At 70.6% G+C, this 19,341-nt stretch carries 17 protein-coding genes; 11 read left to right on the forward strand and 6 right to left on the reverse strand.

The window, feature by feature from the left end:
• Window positions 1-2 precede the first annotated feature (2 nt).
• Window positions 3-1,499 (reverse strand): hypothetical protein, encoded by a 1,497-nt coding sequence (locus ABT304_RS15500; RefSeq protein WP_350716356.1) that lies wholly within the window; start codon window positions 1,497-1,499, stop codon window positions 3-5.
• A 234-nt stretch (window positions 1,500-1,733) separates the two neighbouring features.
• Here ABT304_RS15500 and ligA point away from each other — a divergent pair, with 234 nt between their 5' ends.
• Both ligA and ABT304_RS15510 read left to right on the forward strand, forming a co-directional pair.
• Window positions 1,734-3,848 carry an NAD-dependent DNA ligase LigA gene (ligA, locus tag ABT304_RS15505; RefSeq protein ID WP_350716358.1) on the forward strand — a complete coding sequence of 705 codons (2,115 nt, stop codon included), beginning with the start codon at window positions 1,734-1,736 and terminating at the stop codon, window positions 3,846-3,848.
• Window positions 3,849-3,873: 25 nt separating this feature from the next.
• Window positions 3,874-6,150, forward strand: coding sequence for a glycosyltransferase (locus ABT304_RS15510; RefSeq protein ID WP_350716360.1), 2,277 nt, complete (start codon window positions 3,874-3,876; stop codon window positions 6,148-6,150).
• Between the two features lie 11 nt (window positions 6,151-6,161).
• Here ABT304_RS15510 and ABT304_RS15515 read toward each other — a convergent pair whose 3' ends face one another.
• Window positions 6,162-7,280, reverse strand: coding sequence for a hypothetical protein (locus ABT304_RS15515; protein WP_350716361.1), 1,119 nt, complete (start codon window positions 7,278-7,280; stop codon window positions 6,162-6,164).
• Complete coding sequence (locus ABT304_RS15520; RefSeq protein ID WP_350716363.1) at window positions 7,277-7,786, reverse strand: SigE family RNA polymerase sigma factor; 510 nt, start codon at window positions 7,784-7,786, stop codon at window positions 7,277-7,279. Before ABT304_RS15520 ends, ABT304_RS15515 begins: the two co-directional genes overlap by 4 nt.
• A gap of 142 nt (window positions 7,787-7,928) precedes the next feature.
• Between ABT304_RS15520 and gatC the strand changes: the two genes are divergently transcribed.
• The 4 genes from gatC (at window position 7,929) to ABT304_RS15540 (ending at window position 12,074) form a co-directional block, all read left to right on the forward strand.
• On the forward strand, window positions 7,929-8,228 hold the full coding sequence (gatC, locus tag ABT304_RS15525) for an Asp-tRNA(Asn)/Glu-tRNA(Gln) amidotransferase subunit GatC (protein ID WP_091049380.1): 300 nt from the start codon (window positions 7,929-7,931) through the stop codon (window positions 8,226-8,228).
• Window positions 8,225-9,721, forward strand: a complete 1,497-nt coding sequence (gene gatA / locus ABT304_RS15530) for an Asp-tRNA(Asn)/Glu-tRNA(Gln) amidotransferase subunit GatA (RefSeq protein ID WP_350716365.1) — start codon at window positions 8,225-8,227, stop codon at window positions 9,719-9,721. The genes gatC and gatA overlap by 4 nt, the downstream gene beginning before the upstream one ends.
• Complete coding sequence (gene gatB / locus ABT304_RS15535; RefSeq protein WP_350716367.1) at window positions 9,718-11,211, forward strand: Asp-tRNA(Asn)/Glu-tRNA(Gln) amidotransferase subunit GatB; 1,494 nt, start codon at window positions 9,718-9,720, stop codon at window positions 11,209-11,211. Before gatA ends, gatB begins: the two co-directional genes overlap by 4 nt.
• 98 nt (window positions 11,212-11,309) lie before the next feature.
• Window positions 11,310-12,074: an NYN domain-containing protein gene (locus tag ABT304_RS15540; RefSeq protein ID WP_350716369.1), complete on the forward strand. Its 765-nt coding sequence runs from the start codon at window positions 11,310-11,312 to the stop codon at window positions 12,072-12,074.
• A 10-nt stretch (window positions 12,075-12,084) separates the two neighbouring features.
• Here the strand turns inward: ABT304_RS15540 and ABT304_RS15545 are convergent, their stop codons facing one another.
• Entirely contained in the window at window positions 12,085-12,732 is a 648-nt protein-coding gene (locus tag ABT304_RS15545; protein ID WP_350716371.1) for a hypothetical protein, read from the reverse strand.
• Between the two features lie 255 nt (window positions 12,733-12,987).
• On the opposite strand from ABT304_RS15545, the gene ABT304_RS15550 reads away from it, so the two are divergent.
• The 5 genes from ABT304_RS15550 to ABT304_RS15570 are packed head-to-tail and all read left to right on the forward strand — an operon-like array spanning window position 12,988 to window position 18,161.
• Window positions 12,988-14,061 (forward strand): prenyltransferase/squalene oxidase repeat-containing protein, encoded by a 1,074-nt coding sequence (locus ABT304_RS15550; RefSeq protein WP_350716373.1) that lies wholly within the window; start codon window positions 12,988-12,990, stop codon window positions 14,059-14,061.
• Window positions 14,055-14,678: a hypothetical protein gene (locus tag ABT304_RS15555; RefSeq protein WP_350716374.1), complete on the forward strand. Its 624-nt coding sequence runs from the start codon at window positions 14,055-14,057 to the stop codon at window positions 14,676-14,678. Before ABT304_RS15550 ends, ABT304_RS15555 begins: the two co-directional genes overlap by 7 nt.
• On the forward strand, window positions 14,675-15,790 hold the full coding sequence (locus ABT304_RS15560) for a CbiQ family ECF transporter T component (RefSeq protein ID WP_350716376.1): 1,116 nt from the start codon (window positions 14,675-14,677) through the stop codon (window positions 15,788-15,790). Before ABT304_RS15555 ends, ABT304_RS15560 begins: the two co-directional genes overlap by 4 nt.
• Entirely contained in the window at window positions 15,787-17,382 is a 1,596-nt protein-coding gene (locus ABT304_RS15565) for an ABC transporter ATP-binding protein (protein ID WP_350716377.1), read from the forward strand. The genes ABT304_RS15560 and ABT304_RS15565 overlap by 4 nt, the downstream gene beginning before the upstream one ends.
• Window positions 17,379-18,161, forward strand: a complete 783-nt coding sequence (locus ABT304_RS15570) for an ECF transporter S component (RefSeq protein ID WP_350716379.1) — start codon at window positions 17,379-17,381, stop codon at window positions 18,159-18,161. The genes ABT304_RS15565 and ABT304_RS15570 overlap by 4 nt, the downstream gene beginning before the upstream one ends.
• On the opposite strand, the gene ABT304_RS15575 is transcribed toward ABT304_RS15570, so the two are convergent.
• Both ABT304_RS15575 and ABT304_RS15580 read right to left on the reverse strand, forming a co-directional pair.
• On the reverse strand, window positions 18,158-19,081 hold the full coding sequence (locus ABT304_RS15575) for an alpha/beta fold hydrolase (RefSeq protein WP_350716381.1): 924 nt from the start codon (window positions 19,079-19,081) through the stop codon (window positions 18,158-18,160). The genes ABT304_RS15570 and ABT304_RS15575 overlap by 4 nt on opposite strands.
• Window positions 19,078-19,335, reverse strand: a complete 258-nt coding sequence (locus tag ABT304_RS15580; RefSeq protein WP_350716383.1) for a hypothetical protein — start codon at window positions 19,333-19,335, stop codon at window positions 19,078-19,080. Before ABT304_RS15580 ends, ABT304_RS15575 begins: the two co-directional genes overlap by 4 nt.
• Window positions 19,336-19,341: the final 6 nt, after the last annotated feature.

The following is a 19,341-nucleotide window of genomic DNA, read 5'->3' on the forward strand; positions in this document are numbered from 1 at the left end:
GATCAGCGCCCGGCGACCCGCTGGCCCTCGTAGGCCTGGCCCCGCTGGCTCGGCGGTGCGAACGACTCGGGCGGACGCGGCTGGCGATGAGCGGGCTGCTGCTGGGGAGCCGCGTGCTGCGGTTCCAGGTGCTGGGGGCTCGGTTGACGGTGGCTCGGCCGATGCGGAACGGGCTGGCGAGGATCGGGCTGGTGTTGATCGGGCTGGCGCGGTCCCGGCTGGCGAGGACCTGGCTGGCGCCGGATCGGCTCCTGGCCCTCGGGCAGCCGGCGCGGGAGCGGAGGCTCGGGCCGGGGATGGGGCTGCTGGCGAGCGTGGGCCGGGTAGGGTCCCGACGCCTGTCGCGGGTCGGCGGGGTACCGCGGCGCCTGGGCGTAGCCCGGCTCGTCCCACTCCCGCTCACGCCTGCGCCGTCCGGAGAGCATCGCGACGGCACTGGCCACGAGCGCGAGGACGATCATCGAGGCCACGATGATCCAGGTGAGCGGGCCGACGCCGCCCTTCTCGGCCGGTGCGGCCAGCTCGAGCGCCTCTGTCTTCGGGCCGCAGCCGCTCTGGACGCACTCGCCGTCGCTCGGCGTGCCGGTCACGACGAAGGAGATCCCGCGGTTCACCGAGCCCTGGAAGGTGAGGGTGTGCTTGCCGAGGCCGATGTCCTTGGGAAGTCGGCCGGACCACTTCGCGACGCCGCGACCGTTGGCCTTGACGCTGGTCGAGAGCACCAGCGGGGTCGAGTAGACGACGACCCTGATGCCGGTCTCGTTGGGCTTGAAGCCGGAGGCCTCGGCGTGGATCACGTCCTCGGCGTCCACGGAGGCGTCGTCGACCCCGGTCAGGCTCAGACCCTTGGCCGTCGGTGGCTCCTCGGGCGCGCTCCACGGCTTCTTGGACGCCTTCTTCCTCGGCTTCTCACCGGAGCCGGCATCGGCGCCGTCGCCGGAGTCGCCGGCTGCGGGTCGACCCGAGGACGTACCGCCGCCAGAGCCTGATCCCGAGCCGGATCCGGAGCCCGAGCCGTCCGAGGACCCGGTGTCGTCCGAGGGCTCGTCCGGGGTCGGTGAGCTGCTGGGCTCGGAGAGCGCGTCGAAGTCGAAGGGGACGTCCACCGCCCGCGAATCGGCCGAGTCGTAGAGGTCGCGCCCACCAGCACGCATCGTCATGATCTGGTAGTCGGTGCCGGGGTCGAGCTGGGCGACCTGCGCGGCGTCGAGGGTGAACGTGTAGGTCCAGTCCTCGGGGTCGTCGGGGTTGATCACGACCGACTTGACGAAGGTGCTCCGTGTGCCTGATCCGCGGTAGCCGACCGGGTTGAGGGCGATCTCGATGCCCGGATCCTTGCCGGTGTAGTCGGTGCCGTGGACGCTGAGGACCACGCCGTCCTTCGACTGCTCGAGGATCGACACCTCGACCTCGGCGTCGGAGAAGGCGCTCCCCAGCCCAAGCGCGTACGTGGCGCCGACCGGGGCCAGCACCAGCGCGAGCGCCGTCGACAGCGTCACCACGATCCGAGAAAACACGGAGACCTCACAAGGCGGTCATTGGGGGACTGGTGTCGGCCCGCCTTGCCCGACGCGGGGGAAGGTAGCCGTCTTTACCCTCTGTCGTGACTCGCGTCACCCAGGTGTTGATCGGTTGCGTCGATATTGAGGGGGTTGAGTGTCGTTCGGGTCGATGAAACGCCGAAAACGCCCGGGTGGGTATGGCGTCAGAAATTGTCGGCGGGACCAGGCAAGATGGTGCCCGTGAACGATGACGTGACCGACGCCGGCCCCGAGCAGAAGAACGAGCACCAGGAGCTCGCCGAGCAGATCGAGGACGCTCGCTACCGCTACTACGTGCTCGACGAGCCGACGCTCTCCGACGCCGACTTCGACCAGAAGTGGCGCCGGATCAACGAGCTCGAGGAGCAGTTCCCCGAGCTGCGCACCCCCGACTCGCCGACCCAGAAGGTCGGTGGCACGTTCTCGACGGAGTTCACCGCGGTCGACCACCTGCAGCGGATGGAGTCGCTCGACAACGTCTTCTCGTTCGACGAGCTCGCCGGCTGGCACGCCCGGATCGCCAAGGACGGCGCCGGCGAGGCCGAGCTGCTGTGTGAGCTCAAGGTCGACGGACTGGCCATCAACCTGCTCTACGAGAAGGGCCGCCTGGTCCGGGCGCTGACCCGGGGCGACGGCCGCACCGGCGAAGACGTCACCCCGAACGTACGCACCATCAAGTCGATCCCGCACCGGCTCACCGGCACCGACGAGTTCCCGGTGCCCGAGCTGGTCGAGGTGCGCGGCGAGGTCTTCTTGTCCATCGAGGCCTTCGACAAGCTCAACGCCTCGCTGGTCGACGCGGGCAAGCCGATGTTCGCCAACCCGCGCAACTCCGCCGCCGGGTCGCTGCGCCAGAAAGACCCACGAGTGACCGCGACCCGCGCGCTCGGGATGGTCTGCCACGGCATCGGCGCCCGGGAGGGCTTCCAGCCGGTCGCCCAGTCGCATGCGTACGACGCTCTGAAGGCCTGGGGGCTGCCCACCTCCCAGCGGGTCAAGGTGCTCAAGACCCTCGCGGAGGTGGAGGAGTTCATCAGCTACTTCGGCGAGCACCGCCACGACGTCACCGAGCACGAGATCGACGGTGTCGTCATCAAGGTCGACGACATCTCGCTGCAGCGCCGTCTCGGCTCGACCAGCCGCGCGCCACGGTGGGCGATCGCCTACAAGTACCCGCCGGAGGAGGTCAACGCCAAGCTGCTCGCCATCGACGTCGGCGTGGGCCGCACCGGTCGGGTCACTCCCTTCGGCGTCATGGAGCCGACCAAGGTCGCCGGCTCGACCGTCGAGCGCGCGACGCTGCACAACGCCCACGAGGTGAAGCGGAAGGACGTACGCCCCGGCGACACCATCATCCTCCGCAAGGCCGGCGACGTGATCCCGGAGATCCTCGGCCCGGTGCTGCCGCTGCGACCCGAGGGGCTGCCGGAGTGGGTGATGCCCACCGAGTGCCCCGCGTGCGGCACCACGCTCGCCGAGCAGAAGGAGGGCGACAAGGACCTGCGCTGCCCCAACCACCGCGGTTGCCCCGCGCAGGTGCGGGAACGGGTCTTCTTCGCCTCCGGACGAGGTGCCTTCGACATCGAGGGGATGGGCTACGAGGCGGCGGACGCGCTGCTGGCCGCCGAGGTGATCACCAACGAGGGCGACATCTTCTCGCTCGACGAGGCCAAGCTCGCCACCACGGCGTTCTTCACCCGGGCCGCGAAGAAGGCCGAGAAGGAGGCCGGGGCCGGCGACCGGGTGCTCAACGCCAACGCGCTGGGACTGCTGCGCAACCTGGAGGAGCGCAAGCAGGTCCCGCTGTGGCGGGTGCTGGTCGCGCTCTCCATCCGCCACGTCGGCCCGTCCGCGGCCCGGGCGCTGGCCACGGAGTTCGGCTCGCTGGACGCCATCTGGGCGGCCTCCCAGGAGGAGCTGGCCGCCACCGAGGGCGTCGGCGGGATCATCGCCGAGGCCATCGTCGAGTGGCGCCAGGTCGACTGGCACCAGGAGATCGTCGAGAAGTGGCGTACGGCCGGGGTCTCCCTCGAGGACGAGCGCGACGAGTCGGTCGCCCGCACGCTCGAGGGGCTGACCATCGTGGTCACCGGGTCGCTGGAGGACTTCTCCCGCGACGGCGCCAAGGAGGCGATCATCAGCCGTGGCGGCAAGGCCGCGGGGTCGGTCTCGAAGAAGACCGACTACGTCGTGGTCGGCGAGAGCGCGGGCTCCAAGGCCGCCAAGGCCGAGGAGCTGGGCCTGCCGATCCTCGATGAGGCGGCGTTCAAGATCCTGCTCGAGAGCGGCCCGACTGGACTCGGCTAGAAAATACCCCCCATAGTGTGGCGTCGTGCTCGACGCTCTTCCCCCACTCCTCACGGTCGCCGCGGTCCTGCTGGTCCCGGCGACCGTGCTGCTGTTCACCATCCGTACGCCGCGTGCCGGCTCGCTCTCCGCGGGCACCGCGGTCCTCGCGGCGACCCTCACCGCGGTGGTCGCCCTCGGGGCCGGCCTGCTGCTCGGTCAGGACGCCGTCCGAGCCGCGATCGGGGCCGTCGTCCTCGGTGCCTCGCTGCTGGCCTGGCTGCCCGCAGCGCGGGACTGGGACGTACGCGGCCTGGTCGCCTGGGCGCTCACCATCGACGTGGGTCTGCTCTACCTGACCTACGTGGGGCTGTGGACGGTCACGGTCCACCCCGGAGCGTGGACGACGACGCTGTCGAGCCTGCTGTGGGTGCTGGAGGTCTTCGTCTTCGTGATCGGCGTGGGCTACCTGTGGGAGATGGTCGACGTGCTCGCCCGGCGCCGCTGGCGCGGGTGGCCGGTGCGCGGCGAGCACCACCCGGGCTGGCACCGCCCGTTCGTGAGCCTGCACGTCCCGACCCACAACGAGCCGCCGGAGATGGTCATCGAGACCCTCGAGCGGATGCTCGAGCTGGACTACGACGCGTACGAGATCCTGGTCATCGACAACAACACCGACGACCCCGCGCTGTGGCGGCCGGTGCAGGACTTCTGCGAGCAGTACGACGGGGTCACCTTCATCCACCTGGCCAACTGGCCCGGGTTCAAGTCCGGGGCGCTCAATTACGCGCTGACCCGGATGAACCCGCGCACAGAGGTCGTCGGGATCGTCGACGCCGACTATCACGTCGCCCCCGACTTCCTGGCCCACAACGCCCCGCTGTTCAGCGACGAGTCGGTGGCCTTCGTGCAGACACCGCAGGACTACCGGGACTGGGACGTCTCGGCGTACTTCCGCCGGCTCTACCACTCCTACGGCTACTTCTTCGACGTCAGCCAGGTGTCTCGCAACGAGCGCAACGGCGCCATCTTCGGCGGCACCATGGGACTGATCCGCGCCTCCGCGCTGGTCCGGTCCGGCGGCTGGGACGAGTGGTGCATCACCGAGGACGCCGAGCTGTCGCTGAGGCTGCTGAAGATGGGCTACAACGGCATGCACGTCGACCGCTCCTACGGCCGCGGCGTGATGCCGCTGACCTTCGAGACGCTCAAGAAGCAGCGCTTCCGGTGGTGCTTCGGCGGCATCCAGATCCTGCGCATGCACTGGCGCTCGTTGCTGCCCGGACGTCGCACCGAGGACAACCAGATGACCCTGGCGCAGCGCTGGGCCTACCTCGTCGGCGGGCTGCAGTGGTTCGGCGACCTCGCCGGAGCGCTGTTCACCTTCTTCCTGATCTCGGGCGCTCTCGACCTGATGCTGGGTGGGGGTCTGGTCGTACGCCGCCTCTCGGGGCTCCTCCTGTTCGCCACCGTCGCGCTGGTGCTCTTCGGCGCGGCCCGATCGATCGCCCTGGTCCGCCTGCGCAGCGGGGCCTCCTGGCGCGACGCGCTCGGCGCGTTCGGGCTCTGGCTGGCGCTCGGGGTGACCGTCGCCCGGGCCTCCTGGCTCGGGCTGGTCTCGCGCGAGGGCACCTTCCTGCGTACGCCGAAGATCAAGGGTCAGCCGCGGGTGCGGGACGTGATTCGGGGCAACCTGGTGGAGACCGTCGCGGCGTCGATCTGTCTCGTCATGGCCCTCGTGGTCGGCGTGCGCGGCGGGGCGACCGGCGTCGCCATCGCCGTGCTCCTCGCGTTCCAGGGTGTCGGCTACCTGCTGGCCCCCATCAACAGCTGGGCGGCGATCCGCAGCGACCTGCCCGCCGACCTGCGACGCCGTCGGGAGCGGATCTGGGCCTGGAGCGCCGCCGCAGCGCCCGCCGCTCGGCGCGGTGGACTGGTGCTGGCCTTCAGCTCGGTGTTGCTCGCCGGACTGGTCGCGCTCGCGGCGCCGGTGGGCAGCCCGGAGGTGCCCGAGGTCGGCGATGTCCACGGGGCGCTCGAGAAGAAGCCGCAGGGCGGGGACACGGAGCCGTCGGGCGAGCGGAGCCCGGGTCCGGACGCGGGGGAGGACCCGACCACCGACCCCACCCAGGCTCCGGAGTCCACGCCCAGCGGGGCCGGTGCGACCGCCAGCACCCGGCCGACCCAGACCACCGACCCGACGCCCTCCACCGCCCCCACCCGCGGTGCCGACCCGACCCCGGCGGCGCCCACCCAGCCCGGTTCGGGCGGTAGGCCGACCGACAAGCCGTCCAACGGCGGCGGCCCGAACAAGGCGCAGTAGGGCTGTGGGGGTCAGGACTGGTTCATCGTGCCGCTGATCGTGTCGACGCGCTTCGTCAACGTGACCGGCGTCGGGGCGCACTCCTGACCGACCTCGTCACAGATCTCCACACTCGTCCCGGTCACCCGGATCAGCTGCCCCTCAGGGGTCCAGCCGATCTTGTCGCCGAGCTCGACCGAGGTCTCGGTGCCCTGTCCGAGGTCGTGGACGCTCGCAGCTGCCTCGTCATAGCGGCAGTTGTCGTCCTCATCGCACATCGCGTAGGGAGCTGCCATGGCGTGGTTGCCATCGGGTGAGAGCGTGAGCCTGACCATCCCGCCGGCGAAGTCGGCGTAGCGATTGGTCAGGAGCACCTCGCCGCTGGCCACCTCGACCACGCGTTGCGTCTTGGCCCGGTCGTCCACGGTCACCGCGCGGCCGTCGATCACCTCCGTGGTGTAGCTCCCCGGGAGGCCCTTCGAGGTGGAGACCCGCCCGTTGCGCCAGGCGACGTCGAGGGTGCGGTCGTCGAGGGCGACGTACGCGTGTTCGCCGTCGACCGCGACGGGCGGCGTCTTCCAGCCCGCCCAGGTGTACTTCCCGGAGATCGGGACGTCGGCGACCTTCTCGCCGCTGCCGAGGTCGACGACGCGCACCAGCCAGCCGTCACCGTGCTCGACGGTCCAGGAGACGTAGGGCGAGTCCGGGTCGGTGCCGATCAGCCGGTCGCTCACGTCACCGAGGTCGAGCGGTTGTACGCCGGCCGTCGTGATCAGCGAGAGGCGCGCGTTGGACTGCGTGCTGCGAGCCAGTAGGCCGACGGAGGTGTAGCGCAAGTCGTTCACCGTGCCGCCGTACGTCACCACGCTCCCGTCGCCGAAGTGGACGCTGCCGCCCTCGGCGACCGCCCACCCCCGAGGGTCTCCCTCGGCGGCGGCGATGTGCGGCTCGTCGCCGCCGAGCGTTCCGCTCAGGGCGTACGTCCCGATCGCGCCGGCCATCGCGACAGCCGCCACCCCGGCGACCCAGCGGGCCCGGCGGCGCCGGCGGACGGCGCGAGCACGGAGGTGGAGCTCGTCGGTGGCCAGACGAGGCACGGCGACCTCGTCGGCGGCATCGCGGAGCAGCGTGCGCAGGTCGTTGTCGGTCACTGGGTCGCCTCCAGGGTGAGAGTCGGGTCGCCGAGGATCGTGCGGAGCTTGTCGAGGGCGAAGGAGGTCTGGCTCTTCACGGTGCCCTCCGAGCAGCCGAGGAGGTCTGCGGTGCGGCGTACGTCGAGATCCTCGTAGAAGCGGAGGACCACGACCGCGCGCTGGCGCGGGGGCAGCGCGGAGACCGCGTCGAGCAGCACCGAGCGGGTGGTCGGATCGTTCTCGTGACCGAGGTCGGGGAGGACCTCGGTGGGCCGCTCGCGGTTCCACGATGCCTTTCGGAACCAGCTCATCGCGGTGTTGAACAGCACCTGCCGGGCGTAGGCCGGGGCGGCTTCGAGCGTGCGCACTCGGCCCCAGCTGCCGTAGGTCTTCGCCAGCGCCGTCTGGACCAGGTCCTCCGCGCTGGCGTGGTCCCCGACGAGCAGGTAGGCAGAGCGATAGAGTCGCGGCCAGGCGACCTGGGCGAACTCGTCGAACTGCTCCTGGGTTGGGGGTCTCGCCATCGATCCATCCGATCTCTCGAGCCGATTGTCAGGGTTGAGGACGCGGTGAGGCCACCGATCGGTTGTATGTGTGTCGAACTCCCCTCGGGCACGGGCCCGGCCGAGGTGAGAGTTGGGCGTTCTGCCGCCTAGGATGTGCGGCATGCCAGAAATCACCCGCGACGAGGTCGCGCACCTGGCCGACCTCGCCCGCATCGACCTCAGCGACGCCGAGCTCGATCACCTTGCCCCGCAGCTGCAGGTGATCCTCGAGTCCGTCGCCTCGATCCAGGGGCTTGCCGGCGACGACGTGCCTGCCACCTCCCACCCGCTTCCGATGACCAACGTCTTCCGTGAGGACGTCGTCGTGCCCGGTCTGACGCCGGAGCAGGCGCTCTCCGGTGCGCCTGCCGTCGAGGAGCAGCGATTCTCGGTACCGCGGATCCTGGGGGACGAGCAGTGAGCGACCTGATCCTGAAGTCGGCAGCCGAGCTGGCCGACTCCCTTGCCGCCGGTGAGACCACCTCGGTCGAGCTGACCCAGGCCCACCTCGACCGGATCGCCGCGGTCGACGGCGCCGTCCACGCCTTCCTGCACATCGACGCCGAGGGTGCGCTGTCTCAGGCCGCCGCCTCCGACGCGCGCCGGGCCAACGGCGACGCGCTGCACGCTCTCGACGGTGTGCCGATCGCGGTCAAGGACGTGCTGACCACCATCGGCCTGCCGACGACCTGCGGCTCCAAGATCCTCGAGGGCTGGGTTCCGCCGTACGACGCGACCGTGGTCAAGAAGATCAAGGCAGCGGGCCTGCCGATCCTGGGCAAGACCAACATGGACGAGTTCGCGATGGGCTCCTCCACCGAGCACTCCGCGTACGGCCCGACGAAGAACCCGTGGAAGCTCGACCGGATCCCCGGCGGCTCCGGTGGTGGCTCGGCCGCAGCCGTCGCCGCCTTCGAGGCCCCGCTGGCGCTCGGCACCGACACCGGCGGCTCGATCCGCCAGCCGGGTGCCGTCACCGGCACCGTCGGCGTGAAGCCGACCTACGGGTCCGTCTCCCGCTACGGCCTGGTCGCCCTGGCCAACTCGCTGGACCAGGTCGGTCCGGTGACTCGTACGGTCCTCGACAGCGCCCTGCTGCACGAGCTCATCGGCGGCCACGACCCGCTCGACTCCACCTCGACGACCACCCCGGTGACCGGGCTCGTCGACGCGGCCCGTGCCGGCGCGACCGGCGACCTCAAGGGCGTCAAGGTCGGCGTCATCAAGGAGCTCGCCGGCGAGGGGTGGGCGCCCGACGTGATGCGCAAGTTCGACGAGTCGGTCGACCTGCTCACCAAGATGGGCGCCGACGTCGTGGAGGTCTCCACGCCGAGCTTCCAGCACGCGATGGCGGCCTACTACCTGATCCTGCCGGCGGAGTGCTCCTCCAACCTGGCCAAGTTCGACGCGATGCGCTACGGCCTGCGGGTCACCCCCGACGGCGACCCGTCGGCTGAGGACGTCATGAAGGCGTCCCGCGACGCCGGCTTCGGCGACGAGGTCAAGCGCCGCATCATCCTCGGCACCTACGCGCTCAGCAGCGGCTACTACGACGCCTACTACGGTCAGGCGCAGAAGATCCGCACCCTGATCATCGAGGACTTCAAGAAGGCCTTCGAGCAGGTCGACGTGCTGGTCTCGCCGACCTCCCCGTCGACCGCGTTCCCGCTGGGCGCGAAGCTCGACGACCCGCTCGCCATGTACGCACAGGACCTGGCCACCATCCCGGCCAACCTGGCCGGCACGCCCGGCATCTCCATCCCGGCCGGGGTCTCCGACGTGGACGGGCTGCCCGTCGGCGTACAGCTCCTGGCTCCGGTCCTGGAGGACGCCCGTCTCTACCGCGTCGGTGCCGCCCTCGAGGGCGCCGTCGGCCAGGTGCTCTCGATCGACAAGCTGGAGGTGGCCCGATGACCGAGACATTGGTCGGATTCGACGAGGTGCTGGAGCGCTACGACCCGGCGATGGGCCTCGAGGTCCACGTCGAGCTCAACACCAACACCAAGATGTTCTGCGGCTGCCCGGCGACGTTCGGCGGCGAGCCCAACTCGCAGGTCTGCCCGACCTGCCTCGGCCTGCCCGGCTCGATGCCGGTCGTGAACGCCAAGGCCGTGGAGAGCGCGATCCGGATCGGTCTGGCCCTGAACGGGGAGATCGCGGAGTGGTGCCGGTTCGCCCGGAAGAACTACTTCTACCCGGACATGCCGAAGAACTTCCAGACCTCGCAGTACGACGAGCCGATCGTCTACGACGGCTACCTCGACGTCGAGGTCGAGGGGGAGACCTTCCGGGTCGAGATCGAGCGCGCCCACATGGAGGAGGACACCGGCAAGACCACCCACATCGGTGGCGCGACCGGCCGCATCCACGGCGCCGACTACTCGCTGGTCGACTACAACCGGGCCGGCATCCCGCTGATCGAGATCGTCACCCGCCCGATCCTCGGCACCGGTGCCAAGGCGCCGCTGGTGGCGAAGGCCTACGTCGCCGCGCTGCGCGAGATCCTGCTGGGTCTGGGTGTCTCCGACGTACGCATGGACCAGGGCTCGATGCGCTGCGACGTCAACCTGTCGCTGTCCCCGAAGGGCTCGGGCAAGCTCGGCACCCGCACCGAGACGAAGAACGTCAACTCGCTGCGCTCGGTCGAGCGGGCCGTACGTTTCGAGATGTCGCGCCACGCCGGGATCCTCGACGCGGGGGAGGCGATCTTCCAGGAGACCCGCCACTTCCACGAGGACACCGGCACCACCTCGGCCGGCCGGGCGAAGTCGGACGCCGACGACTACCGCTACTTCCCCGAGCCCGACCTCGTCCCGGTCGCGCCGTCGCGCGAGTGGGTCGAGGAGCTGCGGGCGAGCCTGCCGGAGCGCACCGCTGACAAGCGGGCCCGCCTGCAGGTCGAGTGGGGCTACTCCGACCTGGAGATGCGCGACGTCTGGGCCGCCGGCGCGCTGTCGCTGATCGAGGCGACGGTCGCCGAAGGTGCCTCCGCACAGGCGGCCCGCAAGTGGTGGATGGCCGAGCTCTCCCGCAGCGCCAACGACCGTGGCGTCGAGCTCGCCGAGCTCGGTGTCACCCCGGTGCAGGTCGCCGAGGTGCAGAAGCTGGTCGATGCCAAGACGCTGACCGACAAACTGGCCCGTCAGGTCTTCGAGGGTCTTCTCGCTGGTGAGGGCACGGTCTCGGAGATCATCGACGCCCGTGGGCTCGCCGTGGTCTCCGACGACGGCGCGCTCGGCGCAGCCGTCGACGAAGCCATCGCTGCCCAGCCCGCGGTCGCCGAGAAGATCCGCGGCGGCAACCAGGCCGCAGCCGGTGCGCTCATCGGCGCGGTCATGAAGGCGACCGGCGGCAAGGCCGACGCCAAGCGTGTCCGCGAGCTGATCCTGGAGAAGCTCGCCTAGGACCCGCCGAGTCGGCGCGTCATGACGCGCCGACTCGGCGGTGGTTTTGGTCAGGATGAGCCGACTCGGCGATGGGGTGCACTGGCAGACTGTCCGGCGTGACCGTGACCGAGCCCTTCCGCATCGCACTGCTCATCGACGCCGACAACGCGCCTGCCTCGAAGATCGACGACATCTTGAACGACCTGGCCGAGTACGGCGAGGTGACGATCCGGCGGGCCTACGGCAACTGGACCAAGTCCGAGCTCAAGGGCTGGATCGAGGAGCTGCACGACGCGGCGATCAGGCCGATGCAGCAGTTCGACCTGACCGCGCACAAGAACGCCTCCGACATGGCGCTCGCGATCGACGCGGTCGAGCTGCTGCATGCGGCGATCCCGGACGCGTTCGCGCTGGTCTCCTCCGACTCCGACTTCACCCCGCTGGTGCACTACCTGCGGGAGAAGGGCCGCGCGGTCTACGGCTACGGCCGGGAGAAGACGCCGGCGCCGTTCAAGAGCGCCTGCACCCGGTTCACGGTGGTGGAGAAGCTCGGCGGCTCCGAGGAGGAGACCGAGGCCGACACCGAGCCCGGGACCACGCGCACCCGCAAGCAGTCGTCCTCGGCGACCAACGGGCAGGCGCTGAAGCGCAACGCCCGTTTGATCCAGCTGCTGCGCAACTCCATCGCCGCTGCCGCCGACGACGACGGTTGGGCCCTGGTCGGCACCGTGGTCTCCCGCATCCGCAACCAGTCCTCCGAGGACCCGCGCAACTACGGGTACGCCACCTGGACCAAGCTCATCAAGGCGATCGACCTCTTCGAGCTCAAGGACGAGGGCACCTCCGCGATCGCGGTCAGCGACAAGCGCACCAAGAAGTGACGTACGTCTTCTAGCGCTTGGCCACCGAGTCGTCGGCTGCTTTCGGGCGGGCGCACTTGATCCCCTTGGGCACCGATCCGTGGAGGTGCTTCAGCGCGGCCTTGAAGTCGCGGCAGCGCTCGGTGTCCTCCTCCTTGTTGCGGGGGTAGCCGATCGCCGCGTTGACCCCACCCATGTCGAGGGCGTCGGCGAGCGGGTTGATGTCGCGGGCGACGGTCCAGTACCACCGCGAGATCGGCGCGCTGTAGTCCAGCGACCGGGCGAGCTCGGGACGGCGGCGCAGGTCGATGTCGAAGTAGGCGCCGGCGTCGGTGTAGTTGGCCTCGCCGGTCAGCTGGATGTAGCCACGGCCGGTGAACTTTCGCTTGTCGCGGCCCTTGGCGTCGTGGTGGAAGGAGCTCTCGTTGGCGAGCGTGGTCAGATACGCCGCCTGCCGGTAGGCGGTGGTGATCCCGGCATCGGCCATCGCGCGGTTGAGGCTGGGCAACCCGGTCTCGACGGTGCTCCGGTCGCCGACCTTCTCGCCGAACATGGCGACCAGATCGGCGTACGTGACCGATGTCCGTGCCTCCTGCGCGCCGGCCGTCGTGGTCGGGGATAGGGCGAGAAGGGTGGCCGAGATCGATGCTGCGACAAGGCCGAGAATCCTGTGGCGCATGGGGACAGAGTGACTGCTCGTCGGCGATCCCGCAAGAGGCCCCCGCCCGGCATAGGATGGGGCGTCTCAATCAACACACGCCGTGGTGGGGGAAGCCGGTCGAATCCCGGCGCTGACCCGCAACCGTAGGCCCAGGCACCGAGAGTGTCCTGAGCGAGCCGGAGCACCTGCCGACGGACGCGTACTGACCTGACGCTGTCGTGGAAAGCAGCGGGTCGGCCCTGGGCCTTCCCGACGAACAGCGCGGAAGGAACCATGAAGAAGACCGTCCTCGGTGGCATCGCCGCCACCCTCGCCCTCACCTCGCTCGCCGGTTGTGGCGAGAAAGCCGTCGAGGAGGGGGAGAAGCCCACCTACGACGCCAAGGTGTCCACCTCGGTGGCCGACTGGCTCGTCGCCCAGGCGCCGGAGGGCGTGGCCCGCAACGCGCAGTACGGCACCGACGACTTCGGGCTCAGCGCCGACATCGGGATCGCGCTGGCAGAGGTCGGCGGCTACGACGAGGAGATCTCCACGATCGCCGCGGCGGTGATGGAGAACAAGTTGGCCTACACCTCGCCCGGGTTCGGCACCGTCACCTCGGCCGGGGCCACCGCGAAGGCGCTGGTCCTCCAGCAGAACGTCGACGCCTCCGACCCCGGTCTGCTGAAGCAGCTCGAGGGCACGGTCGCCGAGAACGGCCGTATCGCCGACGAGCTCGACCCCAAGAACAAGAAGGCGGCCGACTACTCCAACACCATCGGACAGTCGTACGCCGTGTGGGCACTGAACAACGCCGAGAGCGAGAAGGCCGCGGCGGCGACGGAGTTCCTGGCCGGGCAGCAGTGCGAAGAGGGGTGGTTCCGGGTCACCTTCGCGGCCGACCCCACCGCCGCTGACCAGACCTGCGACGCCGACCCGAAGGCCGTCCCGGACGCCGACGCCACCGCGTTCGCGCTGATCGCCCTGTCCGGGGTCGCGTCCCCGGAGGCGGAGAAGGCCGTCAAGGCCGGCGTGGACTGGCTGAAGGAGACCCAGGCAGAGGACGGGTCGTTCAAGGCGGCCACCGGCAACATCGCCAACTCCAACACCACCGGCCTGGCCGGGTGGGCGTTCGGTCGCGCCGGTGAGACCGACGCCGCGGAGAAGGCGGCCAGCTGGGTCGCCGACCACGTCGTGACCTGTGGCGACGACGCCGGCGCGGTGGCCTATGACGACGCCGCGCTGACCGAGGGCAACACCAAGGGCCTGACCAAGGAGTCCGAGGGGATGTACCGCCTCGCCGCCGCCCAGGCGCTGCCGTCGCTGGTCTTCCTGCCCAAGGATGCGACCGCGAAGAGCTCGTGCTGATCCTGCGGTCCGCTGCGGTGGCTCTGGCGATCCTCGCCGGGGCCGCCGCCCCCGTCTTCACCTCCGTCTCCTCCGTCTCCGCGTCGTCCCCTCAGGCGTGCGACGGGGTCACCGTCGTCGTCGAGCCCAACGCTCTGGGTGGCGACCCCGAGGTCACCTGTGTCCAGCCCGAGGAGGGTGACACCGGCGCCGACCTCTTCGAGAAGGCGGGACATCCACTCACCTATGTGACCTCGATGCCCAGCGTCGTATGTCGCATCGATGAGCGGCCGAAAGCCGCCGGTTGCGCCCAGATGCCGCCTGCCGACGCGTACTGGTCGCTGTGGATCAGCGACGATTCGGGGGCCTGGAGCTATGCCTCCAGAAATGTTACCGAAATCAGCGTGACCTCCGGGCAGGGTGTTGCGTTCACGTGGATAGACGACAATGTCGTTACCGCTCCGGCGACGGAGCTTGGGGATGCTGTGGGGGCGCCCTCAAGCCCGTCGCCGGAGTTATCTCCGGAGGAGCCGACGGATTCCGCCTCCGAGACCGAGCATCTGCCCGCCTGGGTCGCGCCCGCGGGGATCGTCGCACTCTTCACCGTCGCCGGTGCCGTGTGGTGGCGCCGACGATGAGCGCCATGCTTCGTACGGCCGCGGTCGCGCACCTGCCCCGTGATCTGCACCCCGTCGCCTGGTGGGTGTGGGCGATCGGCATGGCTGCGTACGCCTCCTTCACCATCAATCCGCTGCTGCTCCTGCTCGTGGTGGGGGTGGTGTCGGTCGTGGTCGCCGCCCGTCGTGGCGAGCAACCGTGGGCGAAGGCGTTCCGGCTCTACATCGGCCTCGCGGTTTTCATCGTCGTGACCCGGGTGCTCTTCCGGGTGCTGCTGGGCGCCGTTCCGGGTCACGTGATCCTCGACCTGCCCGAGATCCCGCTCCCGGAGTGGGTGCTGGGGATCCGGCTGCTCGGGCCGCTCACGCGCGAGGCGCTGCTGGCCGGTCTCTATGACGGGATGCGGCTGGGCGTCATCGTGATCTGCGTCGGCGCGGCCAACGCGCTGGCGAACCCGAAGCGGCTGCTGCGCTCGCTGCCGCCGGCGCTCTACGAGATCGGCACCGCTGTCGTGGTGGCCGTGACGGTGTTGCCGCAGCTGGCCGAGTCGGTGCAGCGGGTGCGCGCCGCGCAACGGCTGCGTGCCGGTGCGACCGGAAACGTCAGGCGCCTGCGCCGCTTCCTGGTGCCGGTGCTCGAGGACGCCCTGGAGCGGTCGATGGCGCTGGCGGCGGGCATGGACACGCGCGGCTACGGACGTACGGCCGGCGTCCCGGTCGCCACCAGGCGGATCACCTCGGCGCTCATGCTGGTCTCGCTCGTCGGGCTCTGCGCCGGCGTCTACGCGGTGCTGGACGGCACCACGCCAGGCTGGCTGGCCGCCACCATGCTCGCGCTCGGCGTCGGCGCCGCCGCCGGTGGGCTGGCGCTCGCCGGCCGCCGGGTGACGCGGACCGTCTACCGGCCCGACCGATGGCGCTGGCCGGAGGTCGTGGTGGCTCTGAGCGGGATCGTGGTCGGCGCCGTGGGCTGGTGGGTCGCCCGCTACCAGGTCCCGGTCGCCTTCCCGGGGGTGAGTACCGTCCCGGACGTCACGCTGATCGCCATGGCCGGGGTGCTCGTCGGGCTGGTCCCGGCCGTCGCCGCCCCGCTACCGGCATCATCGCTCGTTGACCAGGAGGCAGTCGCATGATCGAGCTGCGAGGCATCACGTTCACCCCGCCCGACTCCTCCGAGCACGTGCTCAAGGACGTCGACCTCACCATCGAGGAGGGCGAGCTGCTGCTCGTCTCCGGCCCGACCGGCTCGGGGAAGTCGACCCTGCTCGGCGTGCTTGCCGGCCTGGTGCCGCGCTTCTCCGGAGGTGTGCTCGACGGTGACGTCCTGCTGGACGGCACCTCGATCGTCCGTACGCCGCCGCGCGAGCGCGCCGGGATCATCGGCTACGTCGGGCAGGACCCGGTGGCCGGGTTCGTCACCGACACGGTCGAGGAGGAGCTCGCCTACGGGATGGAGCAGCTCGGCCTCCCGCCGGCGACCATGCGGCGCCGGGTCGAGGAGACCCTCGACCTGCTCGGCATCGCCGAGCTACGGCAGCGGTCGCTGCGTACCCTCTCGGGCGGGCAGCAGCAGCGCGTCGCGATCGGCTCGGTGCTCACCACCCACCCCCGGGTCGTCGTGCTCGACGAACCCACCTCCGCCCTCGACCCCACCGCCGCCGAGGACGTACTCGCCACCATCACCCGGCTGGTCCACGACCTCGGCACCTCCGTCGTCCTCGCCGAGCACCGGCTCGAGCGGGTCGTACCGTTCGCCGACCGCATCGCACTCCTCGTCGGCGACGGCTCCGTCGCCGTCGGCGACCCCGCCGAGATTCTGGAGACCTCGCCCATCGTGCCGCCGCTCGTCGAGCTCGGCCGTGAGCTCGGCTGGTCGCCGCTGCCGCTGACGGTGCGGGATGCGAGGCGGCGGGCGCGGGGGGTGGCGCTTGCTGACCGTGTTGGCCTCGACACGCCTCCGCCTAGCGGCTCCGGCGGCTCGACCAGCGGCCTCGTCGGCTTGAGGGCCGGCTCTCTCACTGTCACTCGAGGACGTACACCGGTCCTGCACGACGTCTCGATCGAGCTGCCCGCGGGGCGGGTGACGGCGCTGATGGGACGCAACGGCTCGGGCAAGTCGACGCTGCTGTGGACGCTGCAGGGGACCCAGAAGCGGCTGGCCGGTTCGGTGGACGTCGGCGGCAAGGATCCGGCGACCCTCGAACCCGACGAGCGACGCGAGCTCGTCGGGCTGCTGCCGCAGACCGCGGCCGACCTGCTCTACCTGGAGACGGTCGCTGAGGAGTGCGACGCGGGTGGCCCGCGGACCAGGGAGATCCTGGACAGCCTCGTCCCCGGCATCCCCGACGGCCAGCACCCGCGCGACCTCTCCGAGGGCCAGCGCCTGGCTCTGGCGCTGTCGCTGATCCTGAGCGCCGACCCGCCGGTCGTGCTCCTCGACGAGCCCACCCGCGGCCTCGACTATGCCGCCAAGCACGCTCTGTCCGAGATCCTGCGCGAGCTCACCGAGGCCGGCAAGGCGGTCCTGGTGGCGACCCACGACGTCGAGTTCGTCGCCGAGGCCGCCGACGACGTGGTGGTGCTCGCCGACGGCGAGGTGGTCTCCGCCGGTGACGTACGCACCGTCACGGCGGAGTCGCCGGCGTTCGCGCCGCAGGTGAGCAAGGTCTTCGGCCCGGGCTGGCTGCACGTACGCGAGATCGTCGCGGCGGTGGGCCAGAGATGATCAGGTTCTCGCCCCGCACCGCGGTCCTGCTCGTGGTCATCTCCGTGGCCGGGCTGATGATGTTCGGCTGGCCGCTGCTGCTCCACGGCTACGACCGGGTGCAGCCGCCGTTCATCTTCCTGGCGCTGATTCCGCTGATGCTGGTGGTGCTGCTGAGCGAGCTCTCCGCGGGCGGGATCGACACCCGGATGATCGCGGTCCTCGGCGTGCTCAGCGCGATCGAGGCGGTTCTGCGCGCCGTCTCCGCCGGCACCGGCGGGGTGGAGCTGGTCTTCTTCATGCTCATCCTCGGCGGCCGGGTCTTCGGTCCGGCCTTCGGGTTCGTCCTCGGCTGCACCAGCCTGTTCGTCGCCGCGCTCGTCACCGCCGGCGTCGGACCGTGGCTGCCCTACCAGATGCTCGGCGCCGCCTGGGTGGCGATGGGGGCCGGGCTCCTGCCACGCGCGAGCGGCTGCCGGGAGATCGGGCTGCTGGCGGCGTACGGGATCTTCGCCTCGTACGCCTACGGGCTCCTGCTCAACCTGCAGGGCTGGCCGTTGCTCACCGGCGTCACGGTGCCCGGCGCGAGCGGCAACCTCTCCTACGAACCCGGTGCCGCGGTCGGCGAGAACCTGGCGACGTTCCTGCGCTACACCCTGGTCACCTCGACCAGCAGCTGGGACACCGTGCGCGCGATCACCACCGCGGTCGCCATCGCCCTGCTCGGTCCCGCCGTTCTCGCCACCCTGCGCCGCGCCGCCCGCCGGGCCACCGTCACCGGCGTCGTCTCGGCGCCCTAGACGCGCTGGTGCTCGGAGACCCGGGTGAGAAAGGCGAGCAGCAGCTGGTGGACGCGGTCGGGTTGCTCCATCTGTACGAAGTGGGTGCCCTCGAGCTCGACGAACGTGCCGTTCTTGACCCCGGCGGCGACCTTCGACATGTGACGCGCACCGGCGATGAGGTCGCGGGTGCCCGCGACCAGCACCACCGGCACCTTGATCCGGCGCAGCGAGACCGGGCGGCGCTGGGAGGTGCGCAGCGCGAGGTGGAAGTACCACTCGACCGGGGTGGTCAGGAACTCCGCCAGCGCGGCCGCGGCGAGTTCGGGATCAGGGACCTTGCCGATCAGACCGGCCTTGGAGAACACCTCGATCGCTCGCGGGCCGAGCTCAAGGCGCGCCGCCAGGGGAGTGATCAGGGAGCCGGTGCGAGACAGCACCCTCGAGGCGGTGCGGGTCACGATCGCGGCCGCGGGGGCGGGCAGCCGCAGCGGCCCCAGCATCGACTTGAACGTGTCGCCGGGCACCCCGGCGACACCGAAGATGCCGGAGACCCGCTCGGGATGGTCCGCGGCCAGCTCGAACGCGGTGTTGACCCCGATCGACCAGCCCATCACGACCGGCCGGGAGAGCGCGAAGGCGTCCATCACCGACAGCGCGTCCTCGGCGAAGTGCCTCGAGGTGGTCTGCTCCGGATCCTTCGGCCGCGCCGAGCCGGAGGTGCCGCGGTGCTGCCAGGAGACGACGCGTACGCCGCACGAGGTGTGCAGCAGCGCCGGCCAGTTCCAGGGGCTGGTGCCGAGGCCGTTGCACAGCAGCACCGTCGGCCCCTCGATCACGCCCTCGGGGTCGTTGGTCCACGCGCGGATCAGGGTGCCATCGTCGGAGAGCACGTCCCGGAACGCGACCGTCGACTCGGCCATCGCCCGTGGAATGCTCATGCAGTCATTCTCTCCGAAGCGAGCAGCTGGAGATAGTTCTGCACATCCTCACGCTCGGCACGCCGCAGCAGGAGCGCCTCCTCGGCGGCCTTGGCGTTGTGCCGGGCGACGAGCTGGGAGGCCACCGGCCAGGCGAGCAGCAGCTGGATAGGTCGTAGGAACGGGCCGACCATCCGCCCCGCGGTGCGAGCGGCGACGAGGGCGGCGACTTGGGCGACGGCAGCGGTGTGTACGGGTGCGGTGATGGTCGACAACGGAGC

Origin of the sequence: Nocardioides sp. NPDC000445 (assembly GCF_040300245.1) — a bacterium.
GTDB lineage: Bacteria > Actinomycetota > Actinomycetes > Propionibacteriales > Nocardioidaceae > Nocardioides.